At 75.8% G+C, this 17,432-nt stretch carries 16 protein-coding genes; 7 read left to right on the forward strand and 9 right to left on the reverse strand.

Annotated elements, in window-relative coordinates:
* Positions 1–158 precede the first annotated feature (158 nt).
* Positions 159–1,832: a glycoside hydrolase family 13 protein gene (locus tag ACI2LW_RS16480; protein WP_404731883.1), complete on the forward strand. Its 1,674-nt coding sequence runs from the start codon at positions 159–161 to the stop codon at positions 1,830–1,832.
* A 141-nt stretch (positions 1,833–1,973) separates the two neighbouring features.
* On the opposite strand, the gene ACI2LW_RS16485 is transcribed toward ACI2LW_RS16480, so the two are convergent.
* Both ACI2LW_RS16485 and ACI2LW_RS16490 read right to left on the reverse strand, forming a co-directional pair.
* The gene (locus ACI2LW_RS16485; protein ID WP_404731884.1) at positions 1,974–2,738 is read right to left on the reverse strand and encodes a DUF4142 domain-containing protein; all 765 of its coding nucleotides are present in this window, start codon (positions 2,736–2,738) and stop codon (positions 1,974–1,976) included.
* A gap of 186 nt (positions 2,739–2,924) precedes the next feature.
* Positions 2,925–3,413 (reverse strand): hypothetical protein, encoded by a 489-nt coding sequence (locus ACI2LW_RS16490; RefSeq protein ID WP_404731885.1) that lies wholly within the window; start codon positions 3,411–3,413, stop codon positions 2,925–2,927.
* A gap of 122 nt (positions 3,414–3,535) precedes the next feature.
* On the opposite strand from ACI2LW_RS16490, the gene ACI2LW_RS16495 reads away from it, so the two are divergent.
* Positions 3,536–4,474, forward strand: a complete 939-nt coding sequence (locus tag ACI2LW_RS16495; RefSeq protein ID WP_404731886.1) for an NAD(P)-dependent oxidoreductase — start codon at positions 3,536–3,538, stop codon at positions 4,472–4,474.
* A 155-nt stretch (positions 4,475–4,629) separates the two neighbouring features.
* Here the strand turns inward: ACI2LW_RS16495 and ACI2LW_RS16500 are convergent, their stop codons facing one another.
* Complete coding sequence (locus ACI2LW_RS16500) at positions 4,630–5,664, reverse strand: hypothetical protein (RefSeq protein ID WP_404731887.1); 1,035 nt, start codon at positions 5,662–5,664, stop codon at positions 4,630–4,632.
* A 158-nt stretch (positions 5,665–5,822) separates the two neighbouring features.
* Here ACI2LW_RS16500 and ACI2LW_RS16505 point away from each other — a divergent pair, with 158 nt between their 5' ends.
* Entirely contained in the window at positions 5,823–7,064 is a 1,242-nt protein-coding gene (locus ACI2LW_RS16505) for a hypothetical protein (protein WP_404731888.1), read from the forward strand.
* Here ACI2LW_RS16505 and ACI2LW_RS16510 read toward each other — a convergent pair.
* The 5 genes from ACI2LW_RS16510 to ACI2LW_RS16530 form a co-directional block, all read right to left on the reverse strand.
* The gene (locus tag ACI2LW_RS16510; protein ID WP_404731889.1) at positions 7,034–7,399 is read right to left on the reverse strand and encodes a hypothetical protein; all 366 of its coding nucleotides are present in this window, start codon (positions 7,397–7,399) and stop codon (positions 7,034–7,036) included. The genes ACI2LW_RS16505 and ACI2LW_RS16510 overlap by 31 nt on opposite strands.
* Positions 7,396–8,253 (reverse strand): hypothetical protein, encoded by an 858-nt coding sequence (locus ACI2LW_RS16515; protein WP_404731890.1) that lies wholly within the window; start codon positions 8,251–8,253, stop codon positions 7,396–7,398. The genes ACI2LW_RS16510 and ACI2LW_RS16515 overlap by 4 nt, the downstream gene beginning before the upstream one ends.
* Before the next feature lie 282 nt (positions 8,254–8,535).
* On the reverse strand, positions 8,536–10,935 hold the full coding sequence (gene secD, locus ACI2LW_RS16520; RefSeq protein ID WP_404731939.1) for a protein translocase subunit SecD: 2,400 nt from the start codon (positions 10,933–10,935) through the stop codon (positions 8,536–8,538).
* A gap of 807 nt (positions 10,936–11,742) precedes the next feature.
* Entirely contained in the window at positions 11,743–12,426 is a 684-nt protein-coding gene (locus tag ACI2LW_RS16525; RefSeq protein WP_404731940.1) for a response regulator, read from the reverse strand.
* 2 nt (positions 12,427–12,428) lie between these two features.
* Positions 12,429–13,424, reverse strand: coding sequence for a HAMP domain-containing sensor histidine kinase (locus ACI2LW_RS16530; protein ID WP_404731891.1), 996 nt, complete (start codon positions 13,422–13,424; stop codon positions 12,429–12,431).
* A 346-nt stretch (positions 13,425–13,770) separates the two neighbouring features.
* Between ACI2LW_RS16530 and ACI2LW_RS16535 the strand changes: the two genes are divergently transcribed.
* The 4 genes from ACI2LW_RS16535 (at position 13,771) to ACI2LW_RS16550 (ending at position 16,285) form a co-directional block, all read left to right on the forward strand.
* Positions 13,771–14,097, forward strand: coding sequence for a TraR/DksA C4-type zinc finger protein (locus ACI2LW_RS16535; protein ID WP_404731892.1), 327 nt, complete (start codon positions 13,771–13,773; stop codon positions 14,095–14,097).
* 210 nt (positions 14,098–14,307) lie between these two features.
* On the forward strand, positions 14,308–14,682 hold the full coding sequence (locus ACI2LW_RS16540; protein WP_404731893.1) for a TraR/DksA family transcriptional regulator: 375 nt from the start codon (positions 14,308–14,310) through the stop codon (positions 14,680–14,682).
* Between the two features lie 248 nt (positions 14,683–14,930).
* Entirely contained in the window at positions 14,931–15,635 is a 705-nt protein-coding gene (locus ACI2LW_RS16545; protein ID WP_404731894.1) for a rod shape-determining protein, read from the forward strand.
* A gap of 14 nt (positions 15,636–15,649) precedes the next feature.
* Positions 15,650–16,285 (forward strand): hypothetical protein, encoded by a 636-nt coding sequence (locus ACI2LW_RS16550; RefSeq protein ID WP_404731895.1) that lies wholly within the window; start codon positions 15,650–15,652, stop codon positions 16,283–16,285.
* Positions 16,286–16,512: 227 nt separating this feature from the next.
* On the opposite strand, the gene ACI2LW_RS16555 is transcribed toward ACI2LW_RS16550, so the two are convergent.
* On the reverse strand, positions 16,513–16,965 hold the full coding sequence (locus ACI2LW_RS16555) for a hypothetical protein (protein ID WP_404731896.1): 453 nt from the start codon (positions 16,963–16,965) through the stop codon (positions 16,513–16,515).
* Between the last annotated feature and the right edge of the window lie 467 nt (positions 16,966–17,432).

Genomic DNA, 17,432 nt, shown 5'->3' on the forward strand with positions numbered 1-17,432 from the left:
GCGGGCGGCAGGGGGAAGGGTTCACTTTTCCGGCGTTCTGGACTTCCCGAGGCCGCACCGAAGGCGCACCCGCACCGAAGGACGCACCCAAGGACGCACCGAAGGCGACCCGCGCCGATGGACGTACCGAAGGCGACCCGCACCGAAGAGGAGACCGCGTGACCGACCGCACCGCCACGCACGACTTCCCGCCCGACCTCTCCTCCAGGGACCCCGACTGGTGGCGGCAGGCCGTCGTCTACCAGGTCTACCCCCGCAGCTTCGCCGACGCCGACGGCGACGGGCTCGGCGACATCCGGGGCGTCGCCCAGCGGCTCACCCACATCGCCGCACTCGGCGCGGACGCCGTGTGGCTCAGCCCCTTCTACCCCTCCGAACTGGCCGACGGCGGCTACGACGTCATCGACCACCGGGACGTGGACCCGCGCCTGGGCACCCTCGACGACTTCGCCGCCATGGTCGCGGAGGCCCACCGCCTCGGCCTGAAGGTGATCGCCGACATCGTCCCCAACCACACCTCCCACCGGCACCCCTGGTTCGAGGAGGCGCTGCGGGCCGGGCCCGGCTCAGCCGCCCGCGACCGCTACGTCTTCCGCGACGGCCGCGGCGCGCACGGCGAACTCCCGCCCACCGACTGGCAGTCCGTCTTCGGCGGCAGCGCCTGGCGGCGGGTGCCGGACGGGCAGTGGTACCTCCACCTGTTCGCACCCGAGCAGCCGGACCTGGACTGGCGCAACGAGGAGGTGCGCGCCGACTTCCGCACCACCCTGCGGTTCTGGTCCGACCGGGGCGTGGACGGCTTCCGCGTCGACGTGGCGCACGCCCTGGTCAAGGACCTGGACGAACCGCTGCGGGACGTCGGCGGCATCGGCGCCACCGGCGAGGACGCGCTGCCGCACGTGCCGCCGGGCAGCCATCCCTACTGGGACCGGGACGAGGTGCACGAGATCTACCGCGACTGGCGCAAGATCTTCGACGCCTACTCCCCGCCCCGCGCCGCCGTCGCCGAGGCCTGGGTGCCGGACGAGCGGCGCGCGCTGTACGCGCGGCCCGACGAGCTGGGGCAGGCCTTCAACTTCGAGTACCTCCAGGCCGGCTGGAACGCCGAGGAGCTGCGCCGGGTGATCGCCTCCTCGCTGGCCACCGCGCGGCTGGCGCGGGCCTCGGCGACCTGGGTGCTGTCCAACCACGACGTCATCCGGCACACCTCGCGCCTGATGCTGCCGCCCGGCACCGACGGCGAGGCCTGGCTGATGTCCGGCGGGCGGGCGCCGGCCGTCGACGAGGCGGCCGGGCTGCGCCGGGCCCGGGCGGCGACGCTGCTGATGCTGGCGCTGCCCGGCTCGGCGTACGTCTACCAGGGCGAGGAACTCGGCCTGCCCGAGGTGGCCGACCTGCCGGCCGAGGTCCTCCAGGACCCGATCTGGGAGCAGACCGGCCATGTGCGCAAGGGCCGGGACGGCTGCCGGGTGCCGCTGCCGTGGACCAGCGGCGGCCCGTCGTACGGCTTCGGCCCGGGCGGTGCCTGGCTGCCGCAGCCGGCGCGCTTCGCGGCGTACTCCGTCGAGGCGCAGGACGGGGCCGAGGGGTCGACCCTGGAGCTGTACCGCACGGCCCTCAGGCTGCGCCGCAAGCTGCTCCGGGGCGAGTCGCTCACCTGGATGGAGGACACCCCGGACGGGGTGCTGGCGTTCGCGCGCGGCGAGGGCTGGCGGTGCGTCACCAACCTCTCCTCCGCCACCGTGCCGCTGCCGCCGGGCGAGGTACTGCTGAGCAGCGCGCCGCCGGCCGACGGCCGGCTGGAGCCGGACACCACCGTGTGGCTCGCCTGAGGACGCGGGCGGGGCCGGGACGACGCGGGCCGGGGGGAACGCGGGCCCGGAGCGGGAACGCGGGCCCGGGGCGGGAACGCGTTGGGGTTGCGGCGCGGCGGGTACGCGGCGCGGGGGGTACGCCGCGGTCCGGGCGCCGGTTCAGCCCACGGTGGGGCTGGGGCTGGGCGCCGGGTTCGACCCCTGGCCCGTCCCCGCTCCCGTCCCCGCACCGGATACGCCGTCGATCTGCAGCGGGCTCGAGGTGGCGTTCGGCGGCGGGGTGAGCACCACCTGGGGCTGCCCGGCGGGCGGGGGCGGCGGGGTGAGGTCCGAGTCGGGCAGCTTGGGCGGCGTGGTCTGCTGGAAGAGGGCCTGGTCGAAGTCCACCAGGCCGGTCTTCTCCATGACCGTGATGTGGTCCAGCACGGTGGCGTTGGCCTGGTCGGCGAGCGCCCGGACCAGGCTGTTCTTCGTCGTCGAGCGGATCTTCGCGATCGTGTTGAAGATCGAGCCGTGGGTCACCCGCAGGATGTTCGCCATGTCCGAGTCGAACTTCTTGCCGGTGTCCGCGCTGAGCTGGTTGACGAAGCCCTGCTGCTGGGGGCTGGCCACGTTGGGCAGCGTGATGTTCAGCATCGGCGCGATCTTGCGGCAGCTGATGTCCAGCGCCGCGTGGCCGTCGATGAGGTGCTGGCCGGCGGTGATCACCTCCTTGGTGGTGCCCTTCTTCACGGCCATCTGGCCGACCGGGTACTCCCACAGCCCCGCCGCCCGGACCTTCACCACGAAGTCGCGGTCGCCCTCCGTCAGCGGGCCCCACTGCGTCTGGGCGACGATGCGCGACGGATCGCTGGAGACCTTGGTGACTCCGAGCATGCTGGGGTAGACCAGCGCGACGAGCGTCAGGCTGAGAGCTCCGCCCACGAAGAGAGTTCCCGTCGCGTTCCGCGAAAAGCGCACCGTGCCTCCTGCCCGGTCATGGATCCCGCCGCTCGGCGGTTCGGACGCACAGCAGTACGTCCGGGGAAGCCCGAACAACCTTTTGGTTCGGTAAAAAGTAGCGGCCGCCGACCCGGTTCCGTCAACTTCCGGGCGCCGCGCTCGGTCGGGTCAGTAGCGCAGGGCGGTGCCGACCTCCGCCTTCGCCGCGCCGGACAGCTTGTGGGTGCTGCGGGCGGTGCCCTTGGCCGTCCGTCCGGCCGGCACGTCGTCGACGGTGACCACGACCATGTCGAGCAGACCGCCGCCCGCGTTCTTGAACTCGACCTGCACGGCGAAGGACTTGGCCGAGCCGGCCGTGTTGCGCACGGTGACCTCGGCCGTGGTGCGGCCGTCCGGCGCGGTGGCCGGGGCGCCCAGGGTGACGGCGTCGCGGGCGTCGACGCCGTTCTTGATCTCGTCCAGCCTGCGGCCCGCCTCCGCGGTCGCCGAGGCCAGCCCCTCGTCCGCACGCGAGGCCAGCGAGGAGGCCGCCGACGCGGCCTTGCTCACGCCCTCGGAGGGGCCGCCGTCGTCGCCGCCCGAACAGGCGGCCGTCCCGGCCGCCAGCACCGCCGCCAGCGCGACACCCGTCGCCCGGCGCGTCCCATGACCCGCCATCCCGCCTCCCGGCTCGTGTGCTCTCCCTCCAGTGAAGTACCGCGCGGTGACACCCGCATGCGGACCCGCGCCGTACGGGCACCCGTAGACGTGATACTCACCGTACGGACCGAGGAGTGAACATGGCGGACACCACCGACAACACGGACAACACCGACAGCGCCGACAGTGCCGACAGCAGCCGCACCGTGGGAGTCCTGGGCACCGGCATCATGGGCGCCGCGATGGCGCGCAACCTCGTGCGCGCCGGGCACACCGTGCGGGTCTGGAACCGCACCCGCGCCAAGGCCGAGCCGCTGGCCGCCGACGGCGCCCGGGTGGCGGACACCGCGGCGGAGGCGGTACGGGACGCCGACGTGATCCTGACCATGCTGTACGACGGCGGGACCGTGCGGGAGGTGATGGGTGAGGCCGCGCCGGCGGCCCGCCGGGGCGCCGCCTGGATGCAGTCGACCACGGCCGGCCTGGATTCGGTCGGCGAACTCGCCGCCCTCGCCCGGGAGCACGGCCTGGTCTTCTACGACGCGCCGGTGCTGGGCACCAGGCAGCCGGCGGAGACGGGCCGGTTGACGGTGCTCGCGGCCGGGCCCGCGGAGGGGCGGGAGGCGGTGACACCGGTGTTCGAGGCGGTCGGCGCCCGCACGGTGTGGACCGGCGAGGACGCGGCACGGGCCACCGCGACCCGGCTCAAGCTCGTCACCAACAGCTGGGTCGTCGCGGCGACCACCGCCACCGGTGAGGCGCTGGCCCTGGCCAAGGGGCTCGGCGTGGATCCGCGGGACTTCTTCGACCTGATCGCCGGCGGCCCGCTGGACATGGGCTATCTGCACGCCAAGGCCGCACTGATCCTCGAGGACAGGCTGACGCCGCCGAGCTTCGCGGTGGCCACCGCCGAGAAGGACGCCCGGCTGATCGTCCGGGCGGGCGAGCAGCACGGGGTCCGCATGGACGTGGCCGCCGCCAGCGCCGAGCGCTTCGCCCGCGCCGCGGCGCAGGGCCACGCCGAGGAGGACATGGCCGCCGCGTACTACGCGAGCTTCGCTCCCGGGTCCGCCGACTGAGCCGTACGCCGGGCGTCGCGGCCGGACTGTGTACGCAGGACCTCCGGGCGCCGTAGGCCGGCCCTTGTACGCCGTGCGCGGGGTGCCGTGCGCCGGGTGCGTGCGCCGTGCGCCCGACCTCGGGGCCCGGGTGCGCGGCGCACGCGGGGCAGCTCTCAGCTGATGCAGATCACCAGCAGGCACAGCTGTGACGGCGACTGCGGCTGGGAATGCGCCGGGGACTGCGGCTGCGACGGCGCCGAGGTCGACGTGGAAGCCGGAGGGGATGCGGAGGACGAGGACTGCGCGGGCGGGTCCGCGGCGGCCGAACCGCTCTGTGCCGCCTGGCCCGTCTGCGCCGCCTGGCCCGTCTGCGCCGCCTGGCCCGTCTGTGCCGCGGCCCCGGAACCGGAACCCGAACCGGAACTCGTGCCCGTGCCGAGGGCCGCCGTGCCCGGATCCGCGTCCGTGCCCGGAGCGCTTCTGCCGGCGGCGGCGGACCGGGACGTGTGCCGGGTGATTGCGCCCGCGTCGGCCGCGGCCGGGTCGGTCCGGGTGGCCGGCCGGGGTGCCGCCGTGTGCGCCCCCGCGTCCGCCGCCGGGCCGGCCGGCCCGCCCGCCGTCGTACGCCCCTGGTGACCGGGGCCGGGCCTCCCCGCCGCCGGGGCGGGGTCGGCCGGCAGCCGGTTCACCGAGTCCGGGTGCGGAGAGCCGGGCGCGGGCGCGGCCTGGGCGCGGCCCGCGGAGTGGCCCTGCAGGGAGGAGACGGTCAGGCCGCCGCCCACCAGGGCCACGGCGGTCGCGACCAGGGCGCGGCGCTGGGTCTTCTTCCACCGCGCCCGCTGCCGCCGGCGCGCCGCCCGTCCCGGCCGTGCGACGGGCCCCGCGTCCGGCCCGCCGGCGGTGCCGGCCTCCTCCACCGGTTCCGCGCGATCCGGCAGGTCCGCCGAACCGGCCTGGTGCGCCGGGCCGGCCGGGTGCGCCGGGCCGCTCGGTCCGGGCCTGCGCGAGGCGGTCGTGTCCGCCGCTCCGAAGGCCGGGTCCGCGAAGCCCGCGGTGGGGTGGCCGGCCGCCTCCGCCGCGGGTCCCGGGGCGAAGCGCAGGGCGGAGGAGTCCGTCGTGGCGGGGGCTATGTCGGGCGCGTACGCCCCGCAACCGGGGCACACCAGTGCCCCGTTGAGGTGGCGTCGGCATGTGGAGCAGTAGTCCATCGGTCTTCCTGGGTCGGCCGGCCGGGCGGCCAGTCACGCTAACAAGGCTTTTCCCGCACTGTGTGCAGCCTGTGTGACGCTCCTGCGCACATTCCGAACCCGGGCCCGCCGATCGCCGTCTGACGGGGCGGGGCGGACCCGGCGGAGGAGGAGCTGACGTGCACGACGGCACCAGGGGCATCGGCCGGATCGCCGGCACCGGCCCGCGCGGCCGCCTGCCGGTGCGGTGGCACACCGCCCTGCTCACCCTGTGGACGGCGGTCTGGTACCTCGTCGCCGAGCGCCACGGAGCGGTGTCCTGGCACTACCTGAGAACCGGTGAGGAGCTGCTGTTCGGCCAGGTGCCGGGCGGCGGACTCGCGCTGTACGCCAACCATCCGGAGCTGCAGATAGGCCCGGTGAGCTTCGTGGTCGCCGCGCTGTTCGAGCCCTTCCCCGCGGCCGTCGGCGAGAACCTGGCCGAGGCGTTCATGTCCGGCCTGGGCCTGTACATGCTGGTGCTCATCGGCCGCACGGCCGCCGAGCACAACCTCGGCACCGGCCTGAACCACCGCCGCCTCCAGCAGCGGGTGCTGGTTGCCGGGGCGGCCTTCATCCCGATGTGGGTGGAGGTCTCGGTGCGGTTCGCGCACCTGGACGACGTGCTGGCGCTGTTCTTCACCACGCTCGCCGTGCGCGCCCTGGTGCGCGGCGACGCCGTCGCCGTGGGCGTGCTGCTGGCGCTGGCCGTGGACTCCAAACCGTGGGCGGTGGGCTTCCTGCCGCTGCTGCTCGCGCTGTCCCGCGCCTTACGGCTGCGCGCCGGGGCGTGGACCGTGGCGCTGGTGGGCGCGGCCTGGCTGCCGTTCTGCCTCGCCCATCCGGAGACCATGGCCGCGACCGGCTTCACCATCCCCAACCATCCCGCCTCGTCGCTGCGCTGGTTCGGGGTGAACGACCCGGCCACCCCCTGGTGGGACCGGCCCGCGCAGATGGGCCTGGGCATCGCGCTCGGCGCGCTCGCGGTGCGCAGGGGGCGCTGGGCGGCCGTGGTGCTGCTGGCCGCGGACGCGCGCATCATGCTCGACCCGAGCGTGTACACGTACTACAACGCCTCGGTGCTGCTGGGCACGCTGATCTGGGACTCGGTCGGCCAGCGCCGCCTGGTCCCGTGGGTGAGCTGGATGGCGCTGATCTCCCTGTACGGCAGCGCCCTGCTGGTCCCCTCCGACTCCGCCCGGGGACTGATCCGGCTGGCCTTCGCGGCGGGCTCCGCGGCGTACGTGCTGTGGTGGCCCCAGCGCACGCCCCGCGGCAGGCGGCAGCGCCCCGGCCCGCGCGGCCCGCGGCCTCCCCGCCCCGTGCGGCGTGCGCCCGCCGTGGTGAACGGTCAGGCCAGGTCGGTCAGTTCGTCGGCGTAGACCTGCGACAGCGGCTGCGGGCCCACGTACTGCTGGCAGTTGCACTGCGCGGCCTCGAAGCGCAGCGGCTTCTTGTTCTCGTCCCAGGCGGTCGGCACCTCCACCCGCTCGTGGCAGCGGCCGCTCTTGTCGTGCTTGGCCAGGTGGTGGGTGCACCCGCACACCGGCTCCGGCGGCTTGTGCGCGGCCTCCACGGCCAGGCGCTCCGACTTCGCCGCCTCCATCAGCTCCAGCTTGCGCTCGTGCCGGTTGCGCAGCGCGGTGCGCGCGGTGTCCGCGAGCCATGCGAAGCCGCCGGTCCAGAACAGGATGAGTACCCACCAGATCCAGCTCATCGGTCCCAGTCCCCCGTCCTTCCCCCTGTCGGTGCCGAGGCCGGCGTCTGGCCCGGGCACCGGTGCACGGACTCAGGATAGGCCGTGGACGCCGGAACCGCGGGGGGCGTGCGCGGGATCCGGCCCGCACGGCGCGGCAGCCGCAACGCCGGCCGCCGCCAACCGCGTTCGTGGGCCACGGCCAGGACGGCCGCCGTGGCCACCGCGATCAGATGCTCCCGCCCGGCCAGGTTCGGCTCGGCGACCGACTCGGCCACCATCGAGCCGCCCGTGAGGAGGAAGACGACCGGCGCGCGCCGCACCACCGACAGATACGTGAACAGGCCCACCACGGCCGCCGACGGCCCGGTGTCGAGCACGTGCCCCGCCTCCGCCGGCAGCCCGAGCCCGCACCGGCCGGGCCCCGCGGCGATCATCACCCGGACCACGAGGGTGCCCGCGAGGGTGGTGGCGTACGAGACGAACAGGGTCCGGCGCCGGCCGAGGCTCAGCTCGGCCAGCGCGAAGGCGAGGAACAGCTGGGTGATACCGGCCCACACCGGCAGGTCCAGGGCGGGGACGTAGAGCGAGACGGGGGTGCGCAGCAGGGCCAGCCACAGGGGCAGGTCGCCCCGTACGCCGCCGAGGACGCGCACCGCCTCCGCGCCGGCGGGCCGCTGCGCCAGCCCGTGGAAGAAGATCACGCCGAAGGCGGCCAGGAACGCCAGCACCAGCCCGGACGGGCCACGGCGCCGTACCTGCCGTACCGGTTCGACGACGATGCCGTACCACTCGTCGCGCAGGGTCCGCGCCACGAAGCGCGCGGCCCTTCTGCAACCGTGCCACTCCTGCCACCAGTGCCACCTCTGCCCCACCGCTCGGCTCCTCGCAGCAGCTCCCCAGCCGGACCGTTCGTACATCCGTATGGACCGCGAACCGGGCCCGCGCGTTCCCGGAGGTCGCGGGGCGGGCGCGGGGAACCGGCCCGTCGCGCGGCCCTCGCACGGTGGGCGGACGGGCGTCGGACGGGACGTCGGAGGGCGTCGGAGGGCGTCGGACGCGGGTGCCGGACGCGGGTGCCGGACGTGGATGTCGGGCGTCGGCGTCAGGCGCGGGCGTGGGGCGTGGGTGGAGGGCGTGCGCGTCGGATGCGGACGTCATACGCGGTCGTCCGCCGCCGGGCGGGTGCCGGGTCCGGGGCTCGCCTCCGGTCCGCGGTCGTCATCCACCGCCGGTCCGCGGCCCTCCGTCGCCGGTCCGGGCCCGTCCGCCGCCGGTCCGCGCCTGGCGGTCGCCGGTCCGTGCTCGCCCGGCGCCGGCCGGGTGGTGCGCGGCGTGCGGCGGCGTGCACCGCGTCCGCGGCTCTGGAGCTCGACGGCGAGCGGGGCGGCGGTGAACACCGACGAATACGTGCCGACCGCCAGCCCGATGAGCAGGGCGAGGGCGAAGTCGGTGAGCGAGTCGCCGCCCAGCACCGCCAGCGAGGCCAGGATGAGTACCGCGCCCATGCCCGTGTTCACCGTGCGGGGCAGGGTCTGCAGGACCGCCCGCTCGGCGATCCGCGCCGGCGTTGCCCCGCGGTCGCGGCGCGACAGCTCCCGGATGCGGTCGAAGACGACGACCGAGTCGTTGACCGAGTAGCCGATCACGGTGAGCAGGGCGGCGAGGAACACCCCGTCCAGGGGCTTGCCCAGCCAGGCGAAGACGCCGACCAGGATCACCACGTCATGGGCGAGCGCCCCCACCGCCGCGGTGCCGAACAGCCAGCGGAACCGCGCCGCGAGGTACAGCAGTTGCGCGCCGAGCGCCACGGCCAGCGCGATCAGCGCGTTGCGGCGCAGCTCCGCGCCCAGGCTGGGGCCGATCAGCTCGTCGCGCACCTTGTCCGCCCCGCCGCCGAGCGCGCCGACGGTCCGCGTGATCTCCTCGGCCCGGGCGTCGGTCAGCTCCCCGGTGCGCACGGTGAGCCCGCCGTCACCGGAGGACTGGACGACCGCGCGCGGGAAGCCGGCGTCGGCCAGAGCGGTACGGGCGCGCTCGGGATCGACGGCCCTCGTCGTGCCGTACTCGAGCAGCCGGCCCCCGGTGAACTCGATGCCGAGGTTCAGGCCCCGGACCGCGATGCCCGACCCGGCCAGCACCAGCACGACGGCGGAGGCCGCCAGCCAGCGCCGGGGCCTGCGCAGCAGCCGGGGGTCGCGGCGCGCCAGCGCGTCGCGCACCCGGCCGGTGTCCGCAAGGCCGGTCAGCCGGGGGCGGCGGCGCACCCAGGACCGGGAGACGGCGAAGTCGGCGAGCACCCGGGTGACCACCAGCGCGCTGACCATCGAGGCGACGACCCCGATGCCCAGGGTCACGCCGAAGCCGCGCACCGGCCCGGAGGCGAGGAGGAACAGCAGACCCGCCGCGATCAGCGTGGTGATGTTGGAGTCGGCGATCGCGCTGAAGGCGTTGCGGAATCCGGCGGTCAGCGAGGAGCGCGCGGTGGGCCGGTGGCGCGCGGCGTACTCCTCGCGGGCGCGTTCGAAGACGAGCACGTTGGCGTCCACCGCCATGCCGATCGCCAGGACGAAGCCGGCCAGGCCCGGCAGGGTCAGGGTGGCGCCGAGGGCGGCCAGGGCGGCGTAGGAGATCAGGCCGTAGCACAGCAGCGCCACGGCCGCGAGGAAGCCCACCAGCCGGTAGACGGCGATGATGAACAGCGAGGTCAGCGCCGTGCCGATGGCCGCCGCCCAGGCGCTGGCCGCGATCGCCCGTGCGCCCAGGGTGGGGCCGACGGTGTGCTGCTCGACCGTCTCCACCGGCACCGGCAGGGCACCGCCGTTGATCAGCAGGGCCAGCTCGCGGGCCTCGCGGTCGCCGAAGGAGCCGGTGATCTGCGTGGAGCCGCCGTCGATGCCGGTGCCGCAGGTCACCGACCGGTCCACCTGCGGCGAGGAGACGACCCGGTCGTCCAGCACGATCGCCACCCGGCGCGCCGGGTCGCCGTCCGGCCGGCAGGCCGCCTCACCGGTCAGCCGGGCCCACCGGTCCCGGCCGGCCGCGTCGAAGTCGACGGTGACGTGCCAGCCGGCGCCCGTCTGCGGGTCGAACCGGGCGTCGGCACGCTTGACGTCCTTGCCGGTCATGGCGGCGGCCGCGAGCCGCAGCGGCCGGCCGGACTCGTCGGGCAGCACCCGCTCGCCGTTCCCCGCCCCCTTGCCGGGCGTCGTCGCGGAGCCGGCCGTGCCGAGCACCGGGTGGAAGGTCAGCTGGGCGGTGCGGCCCAGCACCTCGGCGGCCTCCTTCGGGTCCTGCACGCCGGGCAGCTCCACGATGATCCGGTCGTCGCCGGAGCGGACCAGGGAGGGCTCGGCGACCCCGAGCGCGTCGACACGGCCGCGCAGCACCTCCAGGGTGCGGTCGGTGGCCTCCCGGCCGCTTCCGGTGGCTGGGGACGGTTGGGTCTCCAGCACGATCTGCGTGCCGCCGCGCAGGTCGAGACCGAGCCTGACCGGGACGGTGACGGCGATGTACAGCGACACGGCGACGACGGCGAGGGCGAACAGCGCCCTCACCCGGGCGGAGCCGGCGGACCGGGCCGGACGGGCGGACCGGGCCGGACGGGCGGACCGGGTCGAGCGGGCGGACCGGGTCGAGCGGGTGGACCGGGTCGGACGGGTGGAACGGATCAAGGAATGCCTCCGGCGGCACACGGAACGGGGGACGGGTCGGGTGTCGGATGCCGGAGGGTGCGGGGGGCGCCCGCCCGCGGTCGGGGACCGGGGAGGTACGGGGGAGGAGCGCGGGCGCGGCGCCGGGCGAGGCGCGCGCGGGGGCCGGGGCCGGCAGGGCGGGAGCCGTGCCGGTGGCGGCGGGGTGTCCGGGCGGGGCCGGCCGGTCGCCGTGGCGCTCGTGGCGGACACCGGCCCAGGCGGCGCAGACGGCGGGGCACTGCTCGTCGGCGCGGGGGGCCGGTGCGTCGGCGTGGGGCGTGGCTTCGGTGGGGTCGGGCGCCGCCACGGAGGTGTTGCCGGCCGGGACGGTGATGGCTGTGCTGCCGGCGGCCGGGGTGACCGGTGTGGCCGGGGTGGCCGGGGTGGCCGGGGTGGCCGGGGTGGCCGAGGTGGCCGAAGTGGCCGTACCGGCGGCGGGGGCCGGCTGCAGCGGCTCCGGGCCCGGGCCGCCCCCGGCGACCACGGTGAACAGCGCGAGCAGCGCGGCCGTCAGCAGGGCGAGCGGCCTGGGGACGGTGCGTGGCGGCGCGAGCGGCCTGGGGACGGTGCGTGGCACCGCGAGCGGCCTGGGGACGGTGCGTGGCACCGCGTGCATGCGCCCTCCCCTTCCTGCTGGGCCGGCGGTCGTCGGGCAGGGGCCGGGACGGGTCAGGGTTCGACCAGGCCGGCGCGGATGGCGTAGCGGGTCAGCTCCAGGCGGTCGCGCAGGCCGAGCTTGTGGAGCAGGTTGGCGCGGTGCCGCTGGACGGTCTTGACACTGATGAAGAGGATCTCGGCGATCTCCTTGGAGGAGTGTCCCTCGGCCACCAGCTTGAGGACCTCCTCCTCGCGCGGGGTGAGGATCTGGTCGGGGGTCTCCTCGCCGTGGCGCACCCGGTCGAGGTAGTTGCGGATCAGCGCGGTGACCGCGCCGGGGTAGAGGAACGGCTCGTCGCGCATCGCGGCCCGGCAGGCGGCGACCAGGTCGCGGTCGGCGACCGACTTCAGGACGTAGCCGCTGGCCCCGGCCTTCAGCGCCTGGAAGAAGTACTGCTCGTTGTCGTGCATCGTCAGCATCAGGACGCGCAGGTCCGGCTTCAGCGCGACGAGTTCGCGGGCGGCCTGGAGCCCGGTCATCCGCGGCATGGCGATGTCCAGCACGGCGAGGTCGACGTCGTGGGTGCGGGCCATCTCGATGGCCTCCGCGCCGTCACCGGCCTCGGCGACGACCCGCAGGTCCGGCTCCTGGTCCAGGATGAGCCGCACCCCGCGCCGTACGAGGGCGTGGTCGTCGGCGAGCAGGATGCGGATCGGGGTCGTCGCGGGCGGGGAGTCGTGGGGGGAGTCGTGCATGGTCACTGCTGCTTCCTGGGGGCGGGCGCGGACGCCGGCGCGGGCGGAGACGCCGGCAGGGGCACGGTGAGCCGGATCCGGGTGCCGGTCCCGGGCCCGGGCGCGTCGGCGATGTCGAGGCCGGCCCCGACGAGCAGGGCCCGCTCGCGCATCCCGCGGATGCCGGCGCCCTCGCAGGCCGCGCTGACGCCACGGCCGTCGTCGGTGACGGTGAGCCGTACGGCGCCGTCGGCGCGGCCGAGGGCGACCTCGACCCGCCGCGCGTCGGCGTGGCGGGCCACGTTGGTCAGGCTCTCCTGCGCGACCCGGTAGAGGACCAGCTCGGTCTCCGGCTCCAGAGCGGGCAGGTCGGTGCCGAAACGGCGCCGCACCTCCAGCCCGGTGTGCGTGGCGAAGTCGGAGGTGAGCGAGGTCAGGGCGCTGACCAGGCCCAGGTCCTCCAGCACGCCCGGCCGCAGCCGCCGCACCAGGCGGCGCACGTCGTCCAGGCTCTCCCGGGTGATCTCCTGCGCCTGGTGCAGCTCCTCGCGCAGCGGTTCCCGGGCCTCGTCCGCGGCCCGCTTGAGCGCCAGCAGGACGGCGGTCATGCTCTGGCCGACCTCGTCGTGCAGTTCCTGGGCGATACGGCGCCGTTCCGCCTCCTGGGCGAGCAGGACGCGGGCGCTGCTCGTGGCGCGTTCCTGCTCCAGCCGGTCGAGCATGGCGTTGAAGGTGCGGATCAGCTCGGCGACCTCGCCGCCGCCGTCCACCGGCAGCCGCTGGCCGGGGCGCAGCAGGTCCACGGTGGTCATCAGCCGGGTCAGCCGGTCCAGCGGGGACAGGCCCCAGCGCAGCAGGGCGGCGTTGGCGACGAGCATGACCACCAGGCCGCCGACGAGGATGACCGCCTCGGTCAGCACCACCGGGACGGACACGGTCACCGGGGCCCACAGCAACAGCGCGGTGGCCGTGCCCAGCACCACGGCGTTGAGCCCGAAGATCCGCCAGAACAGGGACACCGGGGTGACGCCTCCTTCCGTGCGGCGGTCCGCCTCCACTGGGTTTGCCTTTACCGCGGTCCGCCTCCACTGCGGTCCGCCTCCACTGCGGTCTGCCTCTACTGTCGGGCATCGCGCCCCCGGACGAGATGCGGCCCTGCTCCCCGCCGATCCTGCCGCCGGGCCCGAGGCGCCGTCGATGGGCTCCGGTCCCCATTTCAGGGCGCGCGGCCCACCCATACGGCCGCGGTATGGGTCCCGCGGCCCCCCGCAAATGGTGTCCGGACCCGATGGGAACCGGCCCCGGAAACGGCGAGGGTGGAGACACGTCCCACCCTCCTCCCGACTCGACGGAAAGGCCCTCGCCATGTCGCTCGACGCCGCACGGACCGAGTCCCGCCCCGGGCGCCCGACCGCTCAGGAGGCCCGCCGGCGCCTCGACCACGCCCGGGGGACCCGGCTGGTCCAGTTGCGGGCCCTGCGGGAGACCGGGCAGATGGCGGACGATCATCTGATGTCCGCGCAGCGCGAGGCCATCGAACGGGTGCTGAAAGAGATCGACGAGGCGTTCGCCCGTATCGAGGACGGCACCTACGGCACCTGCGTGGGCTGCGCCAGGCCGGTGCCGGCCGAGCGCCTGGAGATCCTTCCCTACACCCGCCACTGCGTGCCCTGCCTGCGCCGCGAGGCCTGACCGGCGGCCCGACCCGCCGCCGGGGCCGCCCGCCGCCACCCAGGGCCGTCCGCCATCGCCGTCCACCGCCGTCCACCGCCGCGGGCGCGTCCGCGTGTCCCCGGCCGCGGTCCGGTGCCCGGCCCGGCCCGGCGCACAACGTCCGTCCGTCCATCTCCATCCATCCGTCCATCCGTCCATCCGTCCGTCCCGCCCTGCCCGAGGGGTGAAGTGGTGAATCAGCAGACCGTCGCCGACCGTGCCACGCGTCCGACCCCCGAGGAACTCGCCGCGTACCGCGAGAACCTCCTGGAGCAGCGGCTGTTCCGCCAGGAGCAGCTGCGGCAGATCGCCGCCTCGGCCACCTCCCGGGCCGACGCCCTGATCGAGCAGCGGTCCCCCGCGCAGGTGGAGGTCCGCGTCAAGCTCGCCGCCTCCGCGCGGATGGTCCTCGCCGACGTCGAGGCGGCGCTCAGGCGGATGGACGAGGGCACCTACGGCGACTGCCACCTGTGCCGGCGCCCGGTCGAACGGGAGCGGCTGGCGATCGTGCCGCAGGCCCGCTACTGCGCCCGCTGCCAACAGGTGAGGGAGGCCGGCCGGTGACCGCGCCGGACCGCCCTCGCCCCGAGTCCGAGCCCTTCGTCCTCCCCCTCCCGGAATCCGTCCCCGTCCCCGTTCGCGACCCCGACCCCGACCCCGACCCCGGCCTCGTCCCCGGCCTCGTCCCCGGCCTCGTCCCCGATCCCGGCCTCGTCCCCGTCCCCGTCCCCGGCCCGGATCCGGCTCCCGGCTCGGGGCCTCGGCACCGCCCATGGCCGCTCTGCCGGCGGTGCTGCGGCGTCGCGCTCGACATGGGCAGCGCCCGCACGCGGGTGTGGATCGCAGGCCGCGGGCTGGTCCTGGACGTGCCCACGGTGACGTTCGCCGGCGCCGGCGCGGCGTACCCGGTCCAGCGCGGCGCCGTCGTCGACACCCCCGGAGCCGCCCGGATGCTGGAACGGCTGCTCGGACACCGCCTGCCCCGCTTCGTCCGGCCGCTCGTCGTCGTGGCCGCTCCCGTGCTGGACGGCGTCGCCTACCGCAGCGCGGCCCGCAGCGCCGTGGAGGTGCTGCGGCCGCGCAGCGTGCTGACCGTCCCCGCCGCCCGGGCCGTCGCCGTGGCGGCGGGCGCGGACCTGACCCGGCCGCTGCTCGTGGTGGACGTCGGCGCCCACGTCACCGAGGTGGTGCTCCTCGCGGACGGGGCCGTCGTCGACGCGCGCCGTACCGCGCTCGGCACCGCCGACCTCGACGGCGGTCCGCCCCGCGAGCTCGGCGACGCGGTGGCCGCCATGGTGACCGCGATGCTGCGCCAGGACCGTACGTCGCTCGCCCTGGAAGCCCTGACCCGCGGCGCCCTGCTGGCCGGGGGAGGCGCACTGCGCCCGGAGGTCACGTACCACCTCACCGGCAGGCTGCACGCGCCGATCAGGACGGTGGCGGCGCCGCACACCGCCGCCGTCCGCGGCGCCGCCGCGCTGCTGCGGGCCGCCCACGCCCACCCGTCCTGTCGCTGAGAGGAGGCAGTGTCATGCCCGGCGGCGTCCCCCGGGCCCAGCCGCCCCCGGAACACGGCGGCGAACCGCTCCCGCGTGTCCTGCTGTGGCGCCTGCGCCGCAACCCGCTGCGCCGCGCCACCGACGTACTGCAGGGCTGGATCGCCGTCGGCCTGTTCGTGGCGGTACTGCTGGGCATGCCGGCCGCGATGTTCCTGGCCGGCGACACGGCGTACCGCCACTACGCGCGCCAGGCGGAGCACGAGCGGGAGACGCGGCAGCGGACCGCCGCGGTCCTGGTCCGGGACGCGCCGCGCCATCCGGAGCCGGGCTCGGCCGAGGAGAAGAAGACCCGCTATCCGGTCGAGGTCCGCCTCACCGGCCCGGACGGGCGGCCGCGCACGGTGCGCACCGACGTCGAGCCGGGACTGACCCGGGGAAGCACCGTCACCGTGTGGGCCGACCCGGAGGGCCGGCTCACCGGGCCGCCGCTGAGCACCGACCAGATCCGCAGCCGCTCCATGGGCTGGGCGATCCTCGCCGCCCTGGGCGCGGCCGGGCTCGGCGCCGCCGCCTACGGTGCCGCCTGCCTGGTCATCGCCCGCCGCAACCTCGCGGCCTGGGACGCCGCATGGGCCGGCACGGCCCCGCGCTGGACGACGTCCGGCTGAGCCGGGGCCCACTTGAGCCGGGGCCCACCCCGAGTCGGTGTCGGCCCGGAGTCGGCGTCCACCCCGAGTCGGTGTCCGCCCGGAGTCGGTGTCCATCCCGAGTCGGTGTCGGCCCGGAGTCGGTGTCGGCCCGGAGTCGGCGCCCACCTGAACGGCGCCCACCTGCGCCGGCGTCCACATGAGCCGGGCGGTGCCCCACTGCCCCCGGTCGCCGCCGCCCCTCCCGGTCACCCCTCCTGCCGCGGTCCCGGAGGCGGGCCGCTGCCGATCCGCAGGCCCGGCCGCCGGCGGTGGACGGTCACGTACGCGATGCCGTCCGGGCCCGCCGTGATGCTGCGGGTGGAGCCGCGCGGCAGCCAGACCAGGGAGCCCTCGGTGAGCTGCCGCGGCTCGTCGGCCGTTCCGCTGCCGAGGAGCCCGCCGCCGGAGACGACGAGCAGCAGGACGTCCAGGTCGTGCTCGGTGTGCGTGTCCACCCGGCGGTTCGGCGCGAGCCGCACGACGTTGGCGTCCAGCTGCCGCCCGGACTCGGCGAGCCTCCACACCACCCCGGAGGCGTCGGACGAGCCGCCGGCCAGCGCCCCGACGTCGCACAGCAGCCGCGGCAGCGGCGTCTCCTCTTCCACGGGAGTCTCCTTCACGCGTCCGGCCCGGCAGCCCGGGCCAGTGGAACGCACCATGATGACAAGCCGTTCGTGGAAACGCTTCGAGGCAGCGCTCCCGCGTCCCTCCTCCCTCCTCCCGCGTCCCTCCGCCCGCGTCCCTCCTCCCTCCTCCCGCGTCCCTCCTCCCTCCTCCCGCGTCCCTCCTCCCTCCTCCCGCGTCCCTCCTCCCTCCTCCCGCGTCCCTCCTCCCTCCTCCCACGTCCCTCCTCCCTCCTCCCGCGTCCCTCCTCCCTCCTCCCGCGTCCCTCCGCCCGCGTCCCTCCTCCCTCCTCCCGCGTCCCGCCTCCCGCGTCCCGCGTCCTCACCCGCACGGCCACCGGCTGGAGGCGCGCCGGTCGGGGGCGCGCCGGTCGGGCGCGCCGGGTGGGGGCGCCGACGGGGGGCGCACCGGACGGGGGCGGTTCACAATCGGGGTGAGAGGAACCCGGGGACCAGGGCACCCGGGGGCCGTACGCACCGGCACGGACCCGAGAACCCCAGGA

Origin of the sequence: Streptomyces sp. NPDC004065 (assembly GCF_044903565.1) — a bacterium.
In the GTDB taxonomy this organism is placed as follows: domain Bacteria; phylum Actinomycetota; class Actinomycetes; order Streptomycetales; family Streptomycetaceae; genus Streptomyces.

Bases quoted from the DNA above. Each gene is read 5' to 3' on its own strand.
- ACI2LW_RS16510 (WP_404731889.1), bottom strand. From the start codon at position 7,399: ATGAGCTGGATCTGGTGGGTACTCATCCTGTTCTGGACCGGCGGCTTC.
- ACI2LW_RS16525 (WP_404731940.1), bottom strand. From the start codon at position 12,426: ATGCACGACTCCCCCCACGACTCCCCGCCCGCGACGACCCCGATCCGC.
- ACI2LW_RS16500 (WP_404731887.1), bottom strand. From the start codon at position 5,664: ATGGACTACTGCTCCACATGCCGACGCCACCTCAACGGGGCACTGGTG.
- ACI2LW_RS16535 (WP_404731892.1), top strand. From the start codon at position 13,771: ATGTCGCTCGACGCCGCACGGACCGAGTCCCGCCCCGGGCGCCCGACC.
- ACI2LW_RS16490 (WP_404731885.1), bottom strand. From the start codon at position 3,413: ATGGCGGGTCATGGGACGCGCCGGGCGACGGGTGTCGCGCTGGCGGCG.
- ACI2LW_RS16545 (WP_404731894.1), top strand. From the start codon at position 14,931: ATGGGCAGCGCCCGCACGCGGGTGTGGATCGCAGGCCGCGGGCTGGTC.
- ACI2LW_RS16495 (WP_404731886.1), top strand. From the start codon at position 3,536: ATGGCGGACACCACCGACAACACGGACAACACCGACAGCGCCGACAGT.
- ACI2LW_RS16555 (WP_404731896.1), bottom strand. From the start codon at position 16,965: ATGGTGCGTTCCACTGGCCCGGGCTGCCGGGCCGGACGCGTGAAGGAG.
- ACI2LW_RS16550 (WP_404731895.1), top strand. From the start codon at position 15,650: ATGCCCGGCGGCGTCCCCCGGGCCCAGCCGCCCCCGGAACACGGCGGC.